Here is a 19,890-nt window from a genome sequence, read left to right on the forward strand (position 1 = left end):
CGCCGATGGTAGTGTGGGGTCTCCCCATGCGAGAGTAGGGAACTGCCAGGCATCAATTAAAGCCGAAAGCCCATCCTCACGGATGGGCTTTTTGCGTTGGGCGTTAAAAAAGCCGGGCGGCGGCTTCGCCTTACCCGGCCTAATACGACCTCATCCATTGTTGAATGAACCCGACGATCTCCTCCGCATTATTGATATCCAGGACCGGTACCTGAAGCGACAGTGAAATATCACTGGCCACCGCAATAACATGCTCATCAAGCGTTAACTCATTAACCTCATGTCCGGTATCGCTGCGAAACAGCAGGATCTTTGCCACCGGTTCATGCTTAAAACCCTCTACCAGGACCAGATCCAGCGTCGAATGATCCATCCGACTGATAAGGTAAGGCAGATCAAGGTCGTTCGCGTCCGGTGTCTCGGTCATTAAGGCCCAACGTTTACTGCTGGCAACAATGGTTTGTGCCGCGCCAGCTCTGCGCAGTTCATAGCTGTCCTTACCAGGAATATCGACATCCATATTGTGATGAGTGTGTTTGATAAGCCCAGGGCGTACACCTCTGGCGCAGAGCGCCGGGATAATGGCTTTTAACAGGGTGGTTTTCCCCGTACCGCTCCAGGCGGCGATCGCTAAAACAGGTATCATTTGTGCCTCTGCATAGTGTCTATCTGTTCGAGAGTATTGATGTTAATAAACGCCTGTTTCATATCGCTAAAATCGACAGAATGTCCGCCAGCTTGTCGCATAAAGACCATCACCCGACGCTCTCCCGCCGCCAGGTAGTTCTTTAATTCCGGCATCAGCTGACGGTGCATTAGCGCAATGGTTGGATGATCGCGTTCGCCGTCATGCGCCCAGACAACCGCTGACGTTTCCCTGTGTTTAACAAAGCGCTCAGCCAGACAATAGGGGATAAACGGTGTATCGCAGGGGCAAAACAGAAACCACTCGGCATCGCACTGCTGCATAACAGAAAGCATCCCCGCCAGCGGCCCCGGGTAATCAGCCAGCGAGTCGGGATAGACGGGGTGTCCACTTTCCCGATAAACGGCGAGGTTTTTGTTAGCACTGATGGCTAGCGTACTCACTTGTTTACTCAGCGTGTGTGCCACGTGCTGCCATAACGGTGTGCCGTTCAACGTCTGCAGGCCCTTATCGACTCCCCCCATGCGGGATGCCTTGCCGCCGGCTAACACCACACCCGTGATCGTGCTTATCTGGCTCAACAATATCGCCTCTTTTATTGTGGGATTGACCCTGCTAACGTGTCACTCTCAATGAAAGGAGTATTACCATGAAATGTAAACGTCTGAATGAAGTTATTGAACTTCTCCAGCCAGCCTGGCAAAAAGAGCCAGAGCTTAACCTCGTGCAATTCTTACAGAAACTGGCGCAGGAGTCAGGTTATGAAGGCGAACTGGCCGACCTTTCCGATGACATCCTGATCTATCACCTGAAAATGCGCGATTCTGGTAAAGATGCTGTCATTCCCGGTATTCAGAAAGATTACGAAGAGGATTTCAAAACAGCCCTGCTGCGCGCACGTGGCGTAATTAAAGAGTAAAAGCTTGTAAGAGGCGCCACCGTAATCGCCGTTAAATGATATCCTCAATCATTCGTATAATTTCCGGATAATCGGATGAACGACCAGGCCTTTACTTTCCAGACCTTACACCCGGATACCATTATGGATGCTCTGTTTGAGCAGGGCATCCGGGTGGACTCAGGTCTGACCCCATTAAACAGCTATGAAAACCGCGTCTACCAGTTTCAGGATGAGGATCGTCAGCGCTTCGTCGTGAAATTTTATCGCCCGCAGCGCTGGTCAGTCGATCAGATCCAGGAAGAGCATCAGTTCGCCCTCGACCTGGTAGCCGATGACGTTCCCGTTGCCGCACCTCTTCAGTTCAATGGTCAGACGCTACTGTCGCACCAGGGTTTTTATTTTGCCGTTTTCCCAAGCCTCGGTGGCCGGCAATTTGAAGCCGATAATATCGATCAGATGGAATGGGTTGCCCGTTATTTAGGGCGCATACATCAGACGGGTAAGAAAAGCGCCTTTACTTCGCGTCCCACAATCGGCATTGCGGAATATCTGCTCGAACCGCGTCAGGTATTTGAAACCTCCACGCTCATCCCCTCAGGGCTGAAAGCTGAATTTCTGGCCGCAACGGATAATTTAATTAACGCCGTCACAGCGCGCTGGGATAACAACGTCAAAACGCTGCGCCTGCACGGTGATTGCCATGCCGGAAATATCCTCTGGCGTGACGGACCATTATTTGTCGACCTCGATGATGCGAGAATGGGACCGGCGATTCAGGATCTCTGGATGCTGCTGAATGGCGATAAGGCTGAGCAGCGGATGCAGCTTGAGACGATTATCGAAGCCTATGAGGAGTTCACCCCTTTTAATTCAGACGAAATTGCATTAATCGAACCTTTACGCGCCATGCGTTTTGTTTATTATCTTGCATGGTTAATCAGGCGTTGGGACGACCCCGCGTTTCCCAGAAACTTCCCGTGGCTTACCGGAGAAGATTACTGGCGTAACCAGATATCCACATTTATTGAACAGGTAAAGGTTCTGCAGGAACCCCCTTTGCAATTAACGCCAATGTATTAATCGAACACATCCAGGAGAGAGTTGATCATGAAAAAAATATGGCTGGCGCTGGCAGGTATGATTCTGGCATTTAGCGCTTCGGCTGCACAGTTCACCGATGGTAAACAGTATATTACCCTCGACAAACCTGTAGCTGGAGAACCTCAGGTACTGGAGTTCTTCTCATTCTATTGCCCGCACTGCTATGAGTTCGAGCAGGTTCTGCATGTTTCCGAGAACGTGAAAAAGAAGCTGCCTGAAGGCACCAAAATGACCAAGTATCACGTTGAGTTCCTTGGCCCGCTGGGCAAAGACTTAACGCAGGCGTGGGCAGTCGCTATGGCCCTGGGCGTGGAAGACAAAATTACTGCAGCGATGTTTGAAGCCGTGCAGAAAACCCAGTCTGTACAGACCACTGCTGATATCCGTAAGGTATTCGTTGATGCAGGCGTTAAGGGTGAAGAATACGATGCAGCCTGGAACAGCTTTGTCGTGAAATCTCTCGTGGCACAGCAGGAAAAAGCGGCCGCCGATCTGCAACTGCGTGGTGTTCCAGCCATGTATGTTAACGGTAAGTACCAGCTGAATATGCAGGGGATGGATACCAGCAGCATGGACATCTTCGTGCAGCAGTATGCCGACACCGTGAAGTATCTGGTTGAGAAGAAGTAATAAAGAAAACGCCGGTCAATGACCGGCGTTGTTGTATTGGGCTTTAATCCTGTCGATTAGCACGTCTTTTTCCGTCCACAACGTATTCAGCCAGAGTTGGAAACGTCGCTTAAAGTTCTTATCGTTAACATAGTCCCCATGTAGCTCTTCTGCCACAGGCACCAGATCAATACGCACCACAATCCGGGTTAACTTGCCGCTGAGCATATCGTAAAACGGCGTCCTGTCGTTTTCCGGATAACAGAGCGTCACGTCCAGTAATTTGTCGAACTGTTGGCCCAGTACGTTAAGCGCCATGGCGATCCCCGCCGCTTTTGGCGGCAGCAGGTTGCTGTACGGTGAGCGGGTTTGCTGCTTTTTCTCTTCGGTAAAGCGAGAGCCTTCCACAAAATTGACGATGGTGGTGGGGTGCGCGCGAAACTTCTCGCAGGAGCGGCGTGTCGTTTCAACATCTTTGCCGCGGCGTTCAGGATGGCGGATCAGATAGCTACGGGAATAGCGCTTCATAAACGGCATATCCAGCGCCCAACAGGCCAGCCCAATAAAGGGTACCCAGGCGAGCTGCTGTTTAAGGAAGTACTTATTCATGGGAATGTGTTTGCGGAACAGTACGCATAACACCACGATATCGGCCCAGCTATGGTGGTTGCAGATAAGCAAATACCAGTTTTTCTTGTTAAGTCCTTCCAGACCCTGAACATCCCATTTCAGATGTGGATTAAGACGCAGAAGCACCGCCAGGCCTTCACACCAGCAGTACATCATAACGTTACAGAATGCAGATACGGCACGCCAGACAACGGGGATCGGTAATAGCAGTTTAATTATTCCGGCGATGATGATCGGCACAGAACAGGCGATGGTGACCAGAATAGTTAATGCGATACTTAAGAAGAGGGTGATCGCAGCCAGGAGTCTAGACATGATGAATTTTTTCAGGTAGTTAGCTATGGATGGCGCCTGATAAACAGGCACCGGGCGCTGATTTTACCAGAAAACGGCTAAAGGATGGCGCTTTAACTTGGCGGGCAAGCTGATTTGTATGCGCTGTGGAGAAAAATCCTGTTATGCCGATCCTGCGTGGCTTATATCCACATGGAGTAAATTGTCATCAACCGAAAATATGAGATCGTGATCAAATCACAAGTTATTGATTAATAAGTTTAATAATTATCTCATCGATCCTCATTAAGCACATTTAATCCAGGTTACAGAAAATATTCACAAACTTATCCACAGTTTTAATTTGCGAGCGATCCTCAGGATCACAAAATCTTTGGCTGTATTGGCCGTGAAAAACTGATGTTTTCATCCTTCTGTGGCATCCTTTATTCATAAATTACTTAAAGGCACGGACATTATGGTTCAGATCCCCGAAAATCCGCTTATTCTCGTCGACGGCTCGTCTTACCTCTATCGGGCATATCACGCATTTCCTCCGCTGACCAACAGCGCAGGAGAGCCTACGGGCGCAATGTATGGTGTGCTGAACATGCTGCGTAGCCTGATCATGCAGTATCAGCCAAGCCATGCCGCCGTGGTCTTCGATGCGAAAGGCAAAACTTTCCGGGATGAGCTGTTCGAGCATTACAAATCTCATCGTCCGCCGATGCCGGACGATCTGCGCGCGCAAATTGAGCCTCTGCATAAGATGGTAAAAGCGATGGGGCTGCCTTTGATGGCCGTCTCGGGCGTTGAAGCGGACGATGTTATCGGTACGCTGGCGCGTGAAGCAGAGAAAATGGGCCGCCCGGTCCTGATCAGCACCGGCGATAAAGACATGGCTCAGCTGGTCACGCCGGGGATCACCCTGATTAACACCATGACCAATACCATTCTTGGGCCGGAAGAGGTCGTCGCTAAGTATGGCGTGCCGCCGGAACTGATCATCGACTTCCTCGCGCTGATGGGTGACTCCTCCGATAACATTCCTGGCGTACCGGGCGTGGGCGAAAAGACGGCCCAGGCGCTGCTGCAAGGTCTGGGCGGGCTGGATACGCTGTATAGCGAGCAGGATAAAATCGCCGGGCTGACCTTCCGCGGTGCCAAAACCATGGCCGCTAAGCTTGAGCAGAACAAAGAGGTGGCCTACCTCTCTTATCAGCTGGCAACCATCAAAACAGACGTCGAGCTGGATCTGACCTGTGAACAGCTTGAAGTGCAGCAACCTGCCGTTGAAGAGCTGCTAGGCCTGTTTAAGCAGTACGAGTTCAAACGCTGGATAACCGATGTCGAAGCGGGGAAATGGCTGCAGGCGAAAGGGGCTAAACCAGCAGCTAAGCCAAAAGAGACCCTGGTGATCGATGCAGAAGAGGAGCCGGAAGAAGAAGCCAGCGTGCTCTCTTCTGAGCATTACGAAACCATTCTGGATGAAGCGCAGCTGCAACGCTGGATTGAAAAGCTACAGCAGGCACCGGTATTCGCTTTCGATACCGAAACCGACAGCCTCGATAATGTCTCCGCCAATATGGTGGGCCTGTCATTTGCCACAGAGCCGGGCGTTGCCGCCTATGTGCCGGTTGCCCACGACTATCTGGACGCGCCAGAGCAGCTTACCCGTGAGCGCGTGCTCGAACTCCTTAAGCCGATCCTTGAAGATGAAAAAGCGCTGAAGGTAGGGCAAAACCTGAAGTTCGATCGCGGTATCCTGCAAAACTACGGTATCGAACTGCGCGGCATTGCGTTCGATACCATGCTGGAGTCCTATATCCTCGACAGCGTCGCCGGTCGTCACGATATGGATTCGCTCTCCGACCGCTGGCTGAAGCATAAAACCGTCACCTTTGAGCAGATCGCCGGTAAGGGCAAGAATCAGCTGACCTTTAACCAGATCGCCCTGGAAGAGGCGGGGCACTATGCGGCAGAAGACGCTGACGTCACGCTGCAACTGCATTTAAAGATGTGGCCGAAGCTGCAAAAACACGCCGGGCCGCTGAACGTGTTCCAGAATATCGAGATGCCGCTGGTGCCGGTTCTGTCCCGCATCGAGCGCAATGGCGTGAAAATCGATCCGGCTGTGTTGCATAAGCACTCAGAAGAGATCGCCCTGCGTCTGCACGAGCTGGAACAAAAAGCGCATGAGATCGCCGGCGAGCCCTTTAACCTCTCGTCCACTAAACAGCTGCAGACCATCCTGTTTGAAAAGCAGGGTATCAAGCCGCTGAAGAAAACGCCGGGCGGCGCGCCGTCCACCTCTGAAGAGGTACTTGAGGAGCTGGCGCTGGACTATCCTCTGCCAAAAGTGATCCTTCAGTATCGTGGGCTGGCAAAGCTAAAATCGACCTACACCGATAAGCTGCCGTTGATGATCAACCCAAAAACGGGCCGCGTACACACCTCTTACCATCAGGCGGTAGCGGCTACCGGGCGACTCTCCTCAACCGATCCTAACCTGCAAAACATTCCGGTGCGTAATGAAGAAGGGCGCCGTATCCGTCAGGCGTTTATTGCGCCAGAGGATTACGTCATTGTCTCTGCTGACTATTCACAGATTGAGCTGCGCATCATGGCGCACCTCTCCCGGGATAAAGGGCTGTTGACCGCCTTTGCTGAAGGGCAGGATATTCACCGGGCCACGGCAGCCGAAGTGTTTGGTATGCCGCTGGAGAGCGTCACCGGGGAACAGCGCCGCAGCGCGAAGGCGATCAACTTTGGTCTTATCTACGGCATGAGCGCCTTTGGCCTCTCCCGCCAGCTCAATATTCCGCGCAAAGAGTCGCAGAAGTATATGGATCTCTATTTCGAGCGCTACCCGGGCGTGCTGCAATATATGGAGAACACGCGCGCCCAGGCAAAAGAAAAAGGCTATGTCGAAACCCTGGAAGGGCGTCGCCTCTATCTGCCGGACATCAAATCCAGTAATGCGGCCCGCCGTGCCGGTGCCGAACGTGCGGCAATCAACGCCCCGATGCAGGGGACGGCGGCAGATATCATCAAACGTGCAATGATCGCCGTTGACGCCTGGCTGGAGAAAGAGCAGCCGCGGGTGCGGATGATCATGCAGGTACACGATGAACTGGTGTTTGAGGTGCATAAAGACGATCTGGAGCCGGTCTCGAAAAAGATCCATGAACTGATGGAGAACAGCGTCAAACTGGATGTGCCGTTGCTGGTGGAAGTCGGCCAGGGAGAAAACTGGGATCAGGCTCACTAACGCTTTCTGGGATATGAACACTTTCTGTAAGTAAGCAACATATCCATGAACGTTTTGTGACGATCATTAGAATTCCCTATGTAAAGAATGAAAAAAAACTACAAAAAGTGCTTTGTCTGTAGTTCAAAAAAGGGTAGAGTTATCCACGTAGGGTACAGAGGTAAGATGTTCTATCTTTCAGACCTTTTACTTCACGTAATCGGATTTGGCTGAATATTTTAGCCGCCCCAGTCAGTAATGACTGGGGCGTTTTTTATTGCGGCAAAGAAAAGGTCAGCGCAAAAAAAAGCGCGGACATCGCCGCGCTCATCTTTACTCATCCGCTTCTGACGCGGGTTCCAGCTCGCTGTACCAGATATCCAGTTTCTCACGCAGTTTGTCCACGCCTTGCTTCTTCAGCGAAGAAAACGCCTCTACCTGGATGTCGCCGTTAAACGCCAGCACGGCTTCACGCACCATATTCACCTGCGCTTTACGCGCGCCGCTGGCCAGCTTGTCGGCTTTAGTGAGCAGTACCAGCACCTGGATCCCGCTCTCTACGGCCCAGTGGATCATCTGCTGATCGAGATCTTTAAGCGGATGACGAATATCCATCAGGACGACCAGGCCCTTCAGACACAGACGTTTTTCAAGATATTCCCCCAGCGCGCGCTGCCACTTGAGTTTCATCTCTTCCGGAACTTCTGCATAGCCGTAGCCTGGTAAATCCACCAGGCGCTTGCCCGGTGCGACTTCAAACAGGTTAATCAGCTGGGTGCGGCCAGGCGTTTTAGAGGTACGCGCCAGGCTTTTCTGATTGGTCAGGGTATTCAGAGCGCTGGATTTCCCCGCGTTGGACCGGCCAGCAAATGCCACTTCAAGACCCGTATCGGCGGGTAAATGGCGAATATCAGGCGCACTGAGGAGAAAATGCGTCTGGTGATAATTCAGGTTGGTCACGTGGTTGTCTCCAGAAATTCGTAACGTTGGGGGGATTATACCTGAACAGAGAGAAAAGGCTTTTCCCATCGGCAACCCGGCTGTAAGTAAAAACCCTGAGCTTTGTGAGAGATCTGCCATTTTTACTATGGGATATTTAAGAAAAATCGCAGCGCATTAAAAAATCAAAACGATTAAAATCAACCTATTAACTTTTAGTCTTAGTCTGAAATACTCGGTAAAAGTGCGTTTGTGGCTTGTGCGTTTAGCCGGAAACGGTAAAGTAGCGTTCAACGGCGAGGATGCCGACAGGAGCCAGACTTAAGGATTAGGGTCAGGAGCGCCAGGAGGCGAAGACACAGGAAAGTCAGGAAGACGTACGCCTTGGAGGCGTTACAAAGGGAAATGGAACCTATCACGGACGGTACCTGCTAATGGATAGACAGGGTGAGTCGTAAGCAAACAGGGATTGTCAGACCCGTAATGGGTTGTGAGTCAGGAAAAAAGGCGACAGATTGCTCTGTCGCCTTTTTTCTTTGCTTGCTTTCTGCTAGATTTCGCCGCAATTCTATACTCAAGAAAACGACTTTAAGACAAAACACATGAAAAAACCGACCTCCGCTGCAGGCGCTAAACGTCCTGCTAAAGCACGCCGCAAAACGCGCGAAGAACTGAATCAGGAAGCGCGCGATCGCAAACGCGAGAAAAAACATCGTGGTCATGCTGCGGGTAGCCGCGCGAGTGGCGGTACTTCGGGCGCGTCTGCGAATAACAAGCAGCAGAAAGACCCGCGTATCGGCAGTAAAAAACCGGTTCCATTAGGCGTGACCGATGCCCCGGTCACCAGGCAGCACAAACCGAAGAGCGAGAAACCTATGCTTTCACCGCAGGCTGAGCTGGATTTGCTGGAGAATGATGAGCGCCTGGACGCGCTGCTGGAACGTCTTGAAGAGGGCGAAACCCTGAATGCCGAAGAGCAGTCATGGCTAGATGCCAAACTGGATCGCATCGATGAACTGATGCAGAAGCTTGGCCTCTCTTACGACGATGAAGACGAAGAGGAAGAAGAAGAGAAACAGGAAGACATGATGCGCCTGTTGAAAGGTGGAAACTAACATTTGCACCCGGCAGGTTCTATTGTCCTGCTAATAACCCTTCCGGTTATATGTTATCTGGTGTGGTTATTCGTTAAACTACGGCGGTTGTCGCGGCGACAGAAGTGGCTGCGCACCCGATTCATGGCCCGCACAGGGGGCAGAACGGGCCGCCGTATACGAACGCGACACCAACGGAAGGAGTGAGCATGTCTGTAGCAACCATCGACTGGGATCTGGCCCTGATCCAGAAATATAACTATTCCGGGCCGCGTTATACCTCGTATCCCACTGCGCTGGAGTTTTCCGACACGTTCGGTCAAACCCAGTTTCAGCAGGCGGTAGCGCGTTATCCTGACCGCCCGCTCTCTCTGTATGTTCATATCCCGTTCTGCCACAAGCTCTGCTATTTCTGTGGCTGCAACAAAATTGTGACCCGCCAGCAGCACAAGGCGGATCACTATCTGGATGCGCTTGAGCAGGAGATCCTGCACCGCGCGCCGCAGTTCGCCGGTCGTCACGTCAGCCAGCTCCACTGGGGCGGCGGTACGCCGACCTACCTGAATAAAGCGCAGATCAGCCGTCTGATGACCCTGCTGCGGAATAACTTCCGCTTCAATGGCGATGCTGAAATCTCTATCGAAGTAGACCCGCGGGAAATCGAGCTGGATGTGCTCGATCATCTGCGTGCCGAAGGGTTTAACCGCCTGAGTATGGGCGTGCAGGACTTTAATAAAGAGGTCCAGCGGCTGGTCAACCGTGAGCAGGATGAAGAGTTCATCTTTGCTCTGTTAAATCATGCCCGGGAGATTGGTTTCACCTCCACCAACATCGATCTGATTTATGGCCTGCCGAAGCAGACGCCAGACAGTTTCGCCTACACGTTGAAGCGCGTGGCGGAACTCAACCCGGACCGCCTGAGCGTCTTCAACTATGCGCATCTGCCGACGCTGTTTGCTGCCCAACGCAAAATCAAAGATGCCGATCTGCCATCCGCGCAGCAAAAACTGGATATCCTGCAGGAAACCATCACATCGTTAACCCAGACCGGCTACCAGTTCATCGGCATGGATCACTTTGCCCGACCGGATGACGAGCTGGCGATTGCCCAGCGAGAAGGCGTTCTGCATCGTAACTTCCAGGGTTACACCACCCAGGGCGATACGGACCTGCTGGGGATGGGCGTGTCGGCCATCAGCATGATTGGCGACTGCTATGCGCAAAACCAGAAAGAGCTGAAGCTCTACTATCAGCAGGTGGATGAGACCGGCAACGCGCTGTGGCGCGGCATCGCGTTAACCCGCGACGACTGTATTCGCCGGGACGTGATCAAGGCGCTAATCTGTAACTTCCGTCTCGACTTCCGCGCGGTGGAAGCGCAGTGGGATCTCGTTTTTAAAGATTACTTTGCGGAAGATATAAAGCTGCTGGCGCCGCTGGCGAAAGATGGGCTGGTGGAGGTGACGGAGAGTGCGATTGAAGTTACGCCGAAAGGGCGTTTGTTGATTCGTAATATCTGTATGTGCTTCGATGCCTATCTGCGGCAGAAAGCCCGTATGCAGCAGTTCTCGCGGGTGATTTAAGCCGCATTACCGGGTGGCGGCTTCGCCTTACCCGGCCTACATTTCGCGCTTTCGTAGGCCGGGTAAGCGAAGTGCTAGCTAAACAACCCCACCAGCGCCGCACACAACACAGCTGCAATGGCCGTTTGTGGTGTATGTCCCGCTGCTGCGCTGGCTTCAAGGCCGCCAGACAACAAATTCACGATCGATTCCAGCATGATGACCCCCCCATTTTCCGGGCAAGATCATACTCAACTCATCAGTACAGTAAAGCGCAAAATAGCATCACTTTGCGCTTAATTAACTCTCTTTACACAGGGGGGAGGCGATCACTCCATCCCCAGTTCTTTTAACTTACGCGTCAGGGTATTGCGCCCCCAGCCGAGCAGGCGTGCCGCCTCCTGCTTGTGGCCCTGGGTATGGCGCAGCGCGGTGGTCAGCAGCGTGCGCTCCATTTCGGGCTGCGCCTCGGAGAGCAGGTCCTGATGACCGGAGCGCAACGCGCGATCGGCCCACTGCGCCAGCAGTGTCGCCCAGCTGTCGGGCAGGCTCTGGCCGGTGCTGCTTTCCGGAACGTGGGTTTCGAAAAGCTCGGGTGGGAGATCCTGAATCAACACCTCCTGGCCGGCAGCCATCACCGTCAGCCAGCGGCAGGTATTTTCCAGCTGACGCACGTTACCCGGCCAGGCCAGACGCGTCAGCGCCGCTTCGGTTTCCGGGTGCAGCAGCTTGGCTTCCACGCCCAGTTCCCGGGCGGCATCCTGCAGGAAATGACGCGCCAGGCGCGGGATATCTTCCCGGCGCTCACGCAGCGGCGGCAGGTGTACGCGAATGACGTTCAGGCGGTGGAACAGGTCTTCACGGAATTTGCCCTCCTGGACGCGCAGCTCCAGGTTCTGGTGGGTGGCGGCGATAATACGCACATCCACTTTGACCGGGGCGTAGCCGCCCACGCGGTAAAACTGGCCGTCCGCCAGCACGCGCAGCAGACGTGTCTGAACGTCGAGAGGCATATCACCGATCTCATCCAGGAACAGCGTCCCGCCGTCGGCCTGCTCAAAGCGACCCTGACGGATGGTGTTAGCGCCGGTAAAGGCCCCTTTTTCATGGCCGAACAGCTCGGACTCAATCAAATCCTTGGGGATCGCCGCCATATTCAGGGCGATAAACGGGGCTTTGACGCGCGGGCTGTGGCGATGCAGGGCATGCGCGACCAGCTCTTTCCCTGTGCCTGACTCGCCGTTAATCAGCACGCTGATGGAGGAGCGTGACAGGCGACCAATGATGCGAAACACATCCTGCATCGCCGGCGCTTCACCAATGATATCGGTGGTAGGCCCGAAAACCGGGGCATTACGCGGCTGCTGCTGTTCCTGATAGTGGCTAATGGCGCGTTCAACCAGCGCCACCGCTTCGTCAATATCGAACGGTTTTGGCAGATAATCGAACGCCCCCTGCTGGTAAGCGCTGACGGCGGCGTCCAGATCGGAGTGGGCGGTCATTATGATGACCGGAAGCATCGGATGACGCTGCTTGATCTGTTTTAACAGCGCGAGCCCATCCATTCCCGGCATACGGATATCGGACAGCAGCACATCCGGGGTTTTGGTGGTGAGTGCATCAAGCACATCGGCACCGCTCTCAAAAGCGGTGCAGCTTAAACCTGCTCCGGTAAGCGCCCGTTCAAGCACCCAGCGGATGGAGCTATCGTCATCAACTACCCAGACTATCCCTCGTTGCATAACCTAACCCTCTATTTCCTGATTGGCAGGTAAACCGAAAACTCGGTATGACCCGGCCAACTGGTAAATTCAATTTTGCCGGAATGCTGATCTATCAAATTACGGGCAATCGATAAGCCAAGCCCGGTCCCGCCTTCACGGCCGCTGACCATCGGGTAAAACAGCGTGTCCTGTAAATGGGAAGGAATGCCCGGACCGTTATCTTCCACATCAATGCGGGCCGCCAGACGGTAGCGTGTGCCGTGCAGGGTGAGCTGAAAGGCGGTGCGGGTACGCAGAATAATCTCTCCGCCTTCCGCCCCCAGCGCCTGCAGGGCGTTGCGCACGATATTCAGTAAAACCTGTTCAATCTGGTCGGGATCGTGCGGCAGTTCCGGCAGGCTGGGATCGTAATCCCGAATTAACCTGACGTTATCCGGCAGTTCCATCGACACCAGCTTGACGACGCGCTCCGCCACTTTGTGAATGCTTTCGGTGACATGCATCCCGGGTTGCTGCGGTCCCAGCAGGCGATCCACCAGGTTCCGCAGGCGGTCGGCCTGTTCAATGATGACGTTGGTGTATTCCGCCAGCGCCGGGTCGGGCAGGGCTTTGGTGAGCAGCTGCGCCGCGCCGCGCAGGCCGCCGAGCGGATTTTTGATCTCATGGGCGAGGCCGCGCACCAGATCGCGGGCGGCAATCTGCTGAGCATGCTGGAGCTGCTCCTGACTCAGGCGACGCTGGTTATCCATCGGCGCCATCTCCAGCAGAATGAGCCCTTCCGGCAGCCGCTGCGCGGTCAGCGACAGAATATGCGAGCGTCCGTCGATCACCAGCGTCACTTCGTTATCGGTAAAACCTTGCCCCGCCTGCAGACTCTCCTGCATCAGGCCGATATTCAGGGAAAAATAACTCAACAGCTCGGGCAGCGGCGCGCCAAACAGTTTGCGTGAACTTTGCGCCAGTAACTGCTGGGCCGCGGGATTGGCGTAATGCACCGCCAGATCGTCATCGACCAGTAAAATGCTGTTGATAAGAGAATTGAGGATCTGCCCAGCATCGGGCAGCGTGCCAGTTGCCATTCAGCAGTCTCCTGGAGTTGTTTGCACTATTTTAGTGCAGTATAGCGTTTTTACGGCGAAAAACGCGTCAGATCAGCTTGTTGGCGGTGAAAAAAGCCCATCCGAAGATGGGCTGAAAAGTTTCCACGGCAACAAAAAAAACGGCTATCAATCTCGCGCGGAAAAGGCCGCGCGACAGGGATTGAAGATTAGACGCTGTAGTACAGTTCGAACTCAACCGGGTGCGGCGTCATGCGAACGCGGTCGTTCTCTTCCATACGCAGTGCGATGTAAGCATCGATCGCTTCGTCAGTGAACACGCCGCCCGCAGTCAGGAACTCGCGGTCTGCGTCCAGCGCCAACAGGGCTTCTTCCAGAGAACCGGCAACCTGTGGGATCTCTTTCGCTTCTTCTGGCGGCAGGTCGTACAGGTTTTTGTCCATCGCTTCGCCCGGGTGGATCTTGTTCTTGATACCGTCCAGACCCGCCATCAGCAGTGCTGCGAAGCACAGGTATGGGTTAGCAGCTGGGTCCGGGAAGCGCACTTCGATACGACGTGCTTTCGGAGAAGCTACCACCGGAATACGGATAGAAGCAGAACGGTTACGGGCAGAGTAGGCCAGCATTACTGGCGCTTCGTAGCCTGGGACCAGACGCTTGTAGGAGTTAGTAGTTGGGTTCGCCAGGGCGTTGATCGCTTTAGCGTGTTTGATAACACCACCGATGTAGTGCAGTGCCTGCTCGGACAGACCCGCATACTTGTCGCCAGCGAACAGGTTAGTCCCGTTCTTGGACAGGGACATGTGGCAGTGCATACCGGAACCGTTGTCGCCAAACATTGGTTTTGGCATGAAGGTCGCGGTTTTACCGAAGCGGTGCGCAACGTTGTGAACAACGTATTTGTAGATCTGAATTTCGTCCGCTTTCTTGGTCATGGTGTTGAAACGGGTGGCGATTTCGTTCTGGCCAGCAGTTGCAACTTCATGGTGATGGGCTTCAACAACCAGACCCATCTCTTCCATAATCAGACACATGGTAGAACGGATGTCCTGGGAAGAGTCAACCGGTGGAACCGGGAAGTAACCGCCTTTAACGGCTGGACGGTGACCTTTGTTACCGCCTTCGTATTTGGTGGAGGAGTTCCATGCGCCTTCGATATCATCGATAGCAACGTGGGAACCGGAAGTGGTCGCACCAAAACGGATGTCGTCGAACAGGAAGAACTCTGGCTCTGGCCCGAACAGAACGGTGTCTGCGATGCCGGTGGAGCGCAGATACTCTTCAGCGCGTTTAGCGATAGAGCGTGGGTCGCGGTCGTAACCCTGCAGGGTGCCTGGCTCAAGAATATCGCAACGGATGATCAGGGTAGACTCTTCGAAGAACGGGTCAATGAGGGCAGTAGATGCGTCAGGCATCAGAACCATGTCGGATTCGTTGATACCTTTCCAGCCACCAATGGAGGAGCCGTCAAACATTTTGCCTTCTTCAAAGAATTCGGCATTCACCTGATGAGCAGGAATAGTGACGTGCTGTTCTTTACCTTTGGTATCGGTGAAGCGCAGATCAACAAACTTCACTTCATGTTCGTTCAGCATCGTCAAAACGTGTTCAGCGGACATACTTAACTCTCCAGATTGGTCATTGTCGTCGTGGTAACGAGGTCTTCAAATTCTGTATAAGGCAGGCGGTGGTGCCTTTTGTTGCCGTATTTTTTATAAAGCGAAATCTGTGCCAACTTTTAAAACACCCCAAAAAGGCGCTATCATGCGCACCGTAGTGCAAAAGGGCTGCACCACGGTGGTTTTGTTGCACCATTATAGTGCTTCAATGTGAACATTGAGCACCATATTGGTGCAATTTACGTTAAAGTGCCCTTTTACCGCTCCGTGAAAGCGATCACAAAGCATCTCTGCGATACTTGTTTGCGGGGGATGTTTGTGATCCTGTTTTGTAGTGCGATTAATCCGTGTACAATAACGCGCTATTTCTAATGCCTGAGGCAAAGTTGTGATCGAAAATCTGCGTAATATCGCCATCATCGCGCACGTTGACCATGGTAAAACTACCCTGGTTGATAAGCTGCTGCAGCAATCCGGTACGTTCGATGCGCGTGCCGAAACTCAAGAACGCGTGATGGACTCCAACGATTTGGAGAAAGAGCGTGGGATTACCATCCTCGCTAAAAACACCGCGATCAAATGGAATGACTACCGTATCAACATCGTTGATACCCCAGGGCACGCCGACTTCGGTGGTGAAGTTGAGCGCGTGATGTCCATGGTGGATTCCGTGCTGCTGGTGGTTGACGCATTTGACGGCCCAATGCCGCAGACGCGCTTCGTAACCAAAAAAGCATTCGCCCATGGCCTGAAGCCAATCGTGGTAATCAACAAAGTTGACCGTCCTGGCGCGCGTCCTGACTGGGTTGTTGATCAGGTCTTCGACCTGTTCGTTAACCTGGATGCGACCGACGAACAGCTGGACTTCCCGATCGTTTATGCGTCTGCGCTGAACGGTATCGCTGGTCTGGACCACGAAGACATGGCTGAAGACATGACCCCGCTGTACCAGGCGATTGTTGACCATGTTCCGGCACCAAACGTCGATCTCGACGGTACCCTGCAGATGCAGATCTCTCAGCTGGACTACAACAACTACGTTGGTGTAATCGGCATTGGTCGTATCAAGCGCGGTAAAGTGAAGCCAAACCAGCAGGTCACTATCATCGATAGCGAAGGTAAAACCCGTAACGGTAAAGTCGGTAAAGTGCTGACTCACCTGGGCCTTGAGCGTATCGAGAGCGACATTGCGGAAGCTGGCGACATCATCGCTATCACCGGTCTGGGCGAGCTGAACATCTCTGACACCATCTGCGACCCGCAGAATGTGGAAGCGCTGCCAGCGCTGTCTGTTGATGAGCCGACCGTAACCATGTTCTTCAACGTCAACACCTCTCCGTTCTGTGGTAAAGAAGGTAAGTTCGTTACCTCTCGTCAGATCCTTGACCGCCTGAACAAAGAGCTGGTGCACAACGTTGCGCTGCGCGTTGAAGAAACCGAAGACGCTGATGCATTCCGCGTTTCTGGTCGTGGTGAGCTGCACCTGTCTGTTCTGATCGAAAACATGCGTCGTGAAGGTTTCGAAATGGCGGTTTCCCGTCCGAAAGTTATCTTCCGTGAAATCGATGGCCGTAAACAAGAGCCATTCGAGAACGTGACGCTGGACGTTGAAGAGCAGCATCAGGGTTCTGTAATGCAGGCTCTGGGTGAGCGTAAAGGCGACCTGAAAAACATGAATCCAGATGGCAAAGGCCGCGTACGTCTCGACTACGTGATCCCAAGCCGTGGCCTGATCGGCTTCCGTTCTGAGTTCATGACCATGACTTCCGGTACCGGTCTGCTGTACTCCACCTTCAGCCACTACGACGACGTCCGTCCGGGCGAAGTGGGCCAGCGTAACAACGGCGTTCTGATCTCCAACGGTCAGGGTAAAGCGGTTGCGTTCGCCCTGTTCAGCCTGCAGGATCGCGGTAAGCTGTTCCTGGGTCACGGTGCAGAAGTTTACGAAGGCCAGATCATCGGTATTCACAGCCGTTCTAACGACCTGACGGTAAACTGCCTGACCGGTAAGAAACTGACCAACATGCGTGCGTCCGGTACTGACGAAGCAACGGTTCTGGTTCCACCGGTTAAGATGACGCTGGAGCAGGCTCTGGAATTCATCGATGACGACGAACTGGTAGAAGTAACACCACAGTCTATCCGTATCCGTAAACGTCACCTGACTGAAAACGATCGTAAACGTGCAATGCGCGGTTCAAAAGAAGATTAATACAGTCAGTCTGTAGGCCGGGTAAGCGCATGCGCCTCCCGGCAGGTAAAAAGCCGCTGAGCGATCAGCGGCTTTTTTATTAGAACGCGTACCGCACGCCCAGACGGATTCGGTACTGCTCGCGGTTGTAATCATTCCATCTGTCCAGCCACTGGAGTTCGAGGTACGGCAGCCAGTTTCTGTCGATTTTATAGCTGAACTCGTTCGTTATTTCCCAGTGGTGATCTTTGCCATTCTTACTGTGGTAATCATTTACCCGCTGGAAAAAGTGCGGCTCAAAGGTGTAGAAAAACGCATCCGTCACTTTAAAATTCCAGTAGTTAGCAAACTCGTGCGTGTCGTTCTTATCCATCTGCCCGTTATAGTCCGGCGTATCGTAATTGTTGTGGTTATAGCGATAGCGGAACGTCAGATTGAACCCATCCGTAAATTTGTAGTTGGTATCTAAATAAACAGCGCCGCCCGACCCTGCGCTGCTGTCGTTAATTAAACCGCCCGGCTGGAAAGTGAGTTTGTCGGTGGGTTTAAAGAGCGGATACCACCCCTCTATTTCGTTATAGCTGTGCTTAAGCTCATCCCATTTCCCCACGTTATAAGCGTTGGTGAACATCAGCCCCGCGCCCATATCGAAGTTATAGCCGGCTCGCAGGATCACCTCATGTAGCTCGGAGGCCGTATTGTATGCTTCTCGTGTTTCGACATACGCCCCGGCAAATACCGGGCAGGAGACAGACGACACGATCAGTACAGTAATGATTCTTTTCATAACTTATCCATGTAACAGATAAAGAAAGGCCACCCCTCCCATAGAGAGGGAAGGGATTAATGGCCGGATTTATTGTTATAAAGTGACTGCTGACGCTTTATCGTTGGTGGTTATCTCAGGGGTATTCGCTGATGGTTTTTTTCGTTTTGCAATCTCCTCAATAATAAAGGCGAAGCGCGCTTCGTTGAGTTTATAAAAGAGTCCCATCGTGATGGCGGCGATAATCGCCAGGCCGCAGGGCCAGAGAAAAATAAGCTGGCGCAGCCCCAGCAGCGTGCCTGCGCTCTGCACCGCATGGGGCACGTAACCGATCTGGGTCAGCATAATGCCAGGCAAGAAACCGGCGAGGGCCGCGGAGATTTTGCGCGAGAAGGTATAGCCGGTATAAACCGACCCTTCGGCGCGAATGCCGGTTTTCCACTCGCCATAATCAACGGTATCCGGCACCAGGGCCCAGTTCAGGCTGTTGACGAAAGCGGTGCCGAAAAAGGCCATACAGGAAAAGAGCACAAACAGCAGGGAGTTGCTCCCCCAGAAGAAGTTCAGCACGTCGCCCACCGCCCATAGCGTCAGCCCGCCCAGGTAAACTGGTTTTTTGCCGAAACGCTTAACCGCGCCGGGCACCAGAAACACGCCGACCAGAATACAGCCCATGCTGAAAAAGCCCATCCACGACAGCAGGTGCAGATCGTTCAGCACGTACTGGGTGTAATAGACCTGAATCGCCAGCTTGATGTTAAAGGCGGCAAGGGTACAGAGGTTGGCGATGCATAAGACCAGCAGCGGCGGGTTGCGGAAAATCGCGCAGAACGATTTCAGAATGCCGGGTTTATGGTGATCGGGTGTGACTTCCACATAGCGCTCTTTCACGCCGCTATAGCACCACCACATGCAGAACAGCCCGCCGGTGACAAACACCAGAGCGGCAACCAGATAGCCGAGGGAGGGCTGGCTGACGAACAGCGCCTGAATGGGCATAAAGCCGACGGTGCAGAGCAACAACCCCACCGTTGCGCCGCCCTGACGCCACGCCGCCAGCTGCGCGCGCTCGTTCGGGTTTTTGGTGATGGCCGGGACCATCGCACCGTAGGCGCAGTTCATCAGGCTATAGCAGAGGCCGAACATCATAAAGAGCACGGTGGCGATAGCCGTTTTCACCGTCAGGCTAAAGTCGTTAGCCATAAACTGCGCCGCAGCAACCAGCGCAACGGGTACCGAAGCATAGAGAATAAAGGGCCGGAATTTTCCCCGTGCGCCGATATTTCGCCGGGAGTCCACCAGCACGCCGGTCAGCATGTCGGTAAAGGCGGTAAAGAACTTCGCCACCAAAAAAATAATGCCGCCATAGAACGCGGGCATGCCCAGTTCGTCGGTGTAAAACTTCAGCAAATAGAGCGTGCCGATACAGAGCATCAGATTCGAGCCAAAATCGCCCATCCCGTAGGCGCACTTCTCTCGCAGGCTCAATTTCAGGGTTAACGGATCAGTGTTATGTGTCATGGTCGA

General features: G+C 53.4%; 17 protein-coding genes. 7 read left to right on the forward strand and 10 right to left on the reverse strand.

Features of this window, described 5'->3' with window-relative positions; all coding sequences use genetic code 11:
* Nucleotides 1-139: 139 nt before the first annotated feature.
* Both mobB and mobA read right to left on the reverse strand, forming a co-directional pair.
* The gene (gene mobB / locus ACOKCT_RS18930; RefSeq protein ID WP_159340280.1) at nt 140-646 is read right to left on the reverse strand and encodes a molybdopterin-guanine dinucleotide biosynthesis protein MobB; all 507 of its coding nucleotides are present in this window, start codon (nt 644-646) and stop codon (nt 140-142) included.
* Nucleotides 643-1,227 carry a molybdenum cofactor guanylyltransferase MobA gene (gene mobA / locus ACOKCT_RS18935; RefSeq protein ID WP_103177588.1) on the reverse strand — a complete coding sequence of 195 codons (585 nt, stop codon included), beginning with the start codon at nt 1,225-1,227 and terminating at the stop codon, nt 643-645. The genes mobB and mobA overlap by 4 nt, the downstream gene beginning before the upstream one ends.
* 68 nt (nt 1,228-1,295) lie before the next feature.
* Between mobA and ACOKCT_RS18940 the strand changes: the two genes are divergently transcribed.
* From ACOKCT_RS18940 to dsbA, 3 genes are all read left to right on the forward strand, one after another.
* Nucleotides 1,296-1,565, forward strand: coding sequence for a YihD family protein (locus tag ACOKCT_RS18940; RefSeq protein ID WP_039032193.1), 270 nt, complete (start codon nt 1,296-1,298; stop codon nt 1,563-1,565).
* A 75-nt stretch (nt 1,566-1,640) separates the two neighbouring features.
* Nucleotides 1,641-2,627: a serine/threonine protein kinase gene (locus tag ACOKCT_RS18945; protein ID WP_103177587.1), complete on the forward strand. Its 987-nt coding sequence runs from the start codon at nt 1,641-1,643 to the stop codon at nt 2,625-2,627.
* 27 nt (nt 2,628-2,654) lie between these two features.
* Nucleotides 2,655-3,278 carry a thiol:disulfide interchange protein DsbA gene (dsbA, locus tag ACOKCT_RS18950; protein ID WP_159340281.1) on the forward strand — a complete coding sequence of 208 codons (624 nt, stop codon included), beginning with the start codon at nt 2,655-2,657 and terminating at the stop codon, nt 3,276-3,278.
* Nucleotides 3,279-3,293: 15 nt separating this feature from the next.
* Here the strand turns inward: dsbA and ACOKCT_RS18955 are convergent, their stop codons facing one another.
* A complete protein-coding gene (locus ACOKCT_RS18955; RefSeq protein ID WP_159340282.1) occupies nt 3,294-4,202 on the reverse strand; it encodes an acyltransferase in 909 nt (302 codons plus the stop codon).
* A gap of 436 nt (nt 4,203-4,638) precedes the next feature.
* On the opposite strand from ACOKCT_RS18955, the gene polA reads away from it, so the two are divergent.
* Nucleotides 4,639-7,431: a DNA polymerase I gene (polA, locus tag ACOKCT_RS18960; RefSeq protein WP_180210443.1), complete on the forward strand. Its 2,793-nt coding sequence runs from the start codon at nt 4,639-4,641 to the stop codon at nt 7,429-7,431.
* 312 nt (nt 7,432-7,743) lie between these two features.
* Here the strand turns inward: polA and yihA are convergent, their stop codons facing one another.
* On the reverse strand, nt 7,744-8,370 hold the full coding sequence (gene yihA, locus ACOKCT_RS18965; protein WP_103177583.1) for a ribosome biogenesis GTP-binding protein YihA/YsxC: 627 nt from the start codon (nt 8,368-8,370) through the stop codon (nt 7,744-7,746).
* A 581-nt stretch (nt 8,371-8,951) separates the two neighbouring features.
* Here yihA and yihI point away from each other — a divergent pair.
* Both yihI and hemN read left to right on the forward strand, forming a co-directional pair.
* A complete protein-coding gene (gene yihI / locus ACOKCT_RS18970) occupies nt 8,952-9,464 on the forward strand; it encodes a Der GTPase-activating protein YihI (protein ID WP_420193777.1) in 513 nt (170 codons plus the stop codon).
* Nucleotides 9,465-9,652: 188 nt separating this feature from the next.
* Complete coding sequence (gene hemN / locus ACOKCT_RS18975) at nt 9,653-11,026, forward strand: oxygen-independent coproporphyrinogen III oxidase (RefSeq protein WP_420193778.1); 1,374 nt, start codon at nt 9,653-9,655, stop codon at nt 11,024-11,026.
* Between the two features lie 74 nt (nt 11,027-11,100).
* On the opposite strand, the gene ACOKCT_RS18980 is transcribed toward hemN, so the two are convergent.
* The 4 genes from ACOKCT_RS18980 to glnA form a co-directional block, all read right to left on the reverse strand.
* Nucleotides 11,101-11,223 (reverse strand): YshB family small membrane protein, encoded by a 123-nt coding sequence (locus ACOKCT_RS18980; protein WP_139156310.1) that lies wholly within the window; start codon nt 11,221-11,223, stop codon nt 11,101-11,103.
* A gap of 111 nt (nt 11,224-11,334) precedes the next feature.
* Nucleotides 11,335-12,747 (reverse strand): nitrogen regulation protein NR(I), encoded by a 1,413-nt coding sequence (gene glnG / locus ACOKCT_RS18985; RefSeq protein ID WP_103177579.1) that lies wholly within the window; start codon nt 12,745-12,747, stop codon nt 11,335-11,337.
* Between the two features lie 11 nt (nt 12,748-12,758).
* The gene (gene glnL / locus ACOKCT_RS18990) at nt 12,759-13,808 is read right to left on the reverse strand and encodes a nitrogen regulation protein NR(II) (RefSeq protein WP_103177578.1); all 1,050 of its coding nucleotides are present in this window, start codon (nt 13,806-13,808) and stop codon (nt 12,759-12,761) included.
* A gap of 188 nt (nt 13,809-13,996) precedes the next feature.
* On the reverse strand, nt 13,997-15,406 hold the full coding sequence (gene glnA, locus ACOKCT_RS18995; protein WP_103177577.1) for a glutamate--ammonia ligase: 1,410 nt from the start codon (nt 15,404-15,406) through the stop codon (nt 13,997-13,999).
* Nucleotides 15,407-15,794: 388 nt separating this feature from the next.
* Between glnA and typA the strand changes: the two genes are divergently transcribed.
* Nucleotides 15,795-17,618 (forward strand): ribosome-dependent GTPase TypA, encoded by a 1,824-nt coding sequence (gene typA, locus ACOKCT_RS19000; RefSeq protein WP_103177576.1) that lies wholly within the window; start codon nt 15,795-15,797, stop codon nt 17,616-17,618.
* Nucleotides 17,619-17,697: 79 nt separating this feature from the next.
* Here the strand turns inward: typA and ompL are convergent, their stop codons facing one another.
* Both ompL and ACOKCT_RS19010 read right to left on the reverse strand, forming a co-directional pair.
* Nucleotides 17,698-18,384 (reverse strand): porin OmpL, encoded by a 687-nt coding sequence (gene ompL / locus ACOKCT_RS19005; protein WP_420193779.1) that lies wholly within the window; start codon nt 18,382-18,384, stop codon nt 17,698-17,700.
* Between the two features lie 75 nt (nt 18,385-18,459).
* Nucleotides 18,460-19,884, reverse strand: coding sequence for an MFS transporter (locus ACOKCT_RS19010; protein WP_103177574.1), 1,425 nt, complete (start codon nt 19,882-19,884; stop codon nt 18,460-18,462).
* Nucleotides 19,885-19,890 lie beyond the last annotated feature (6 nt).

It is taken from the genome of Leclercia sp. M-A074-M (genome assembly GCF_965195605.1).
GTDB lineage: Bacteria > Pseudomonadota > Gammaproteobacteria > Enterobacterales > Enterobacteriaceae > Enterobacter.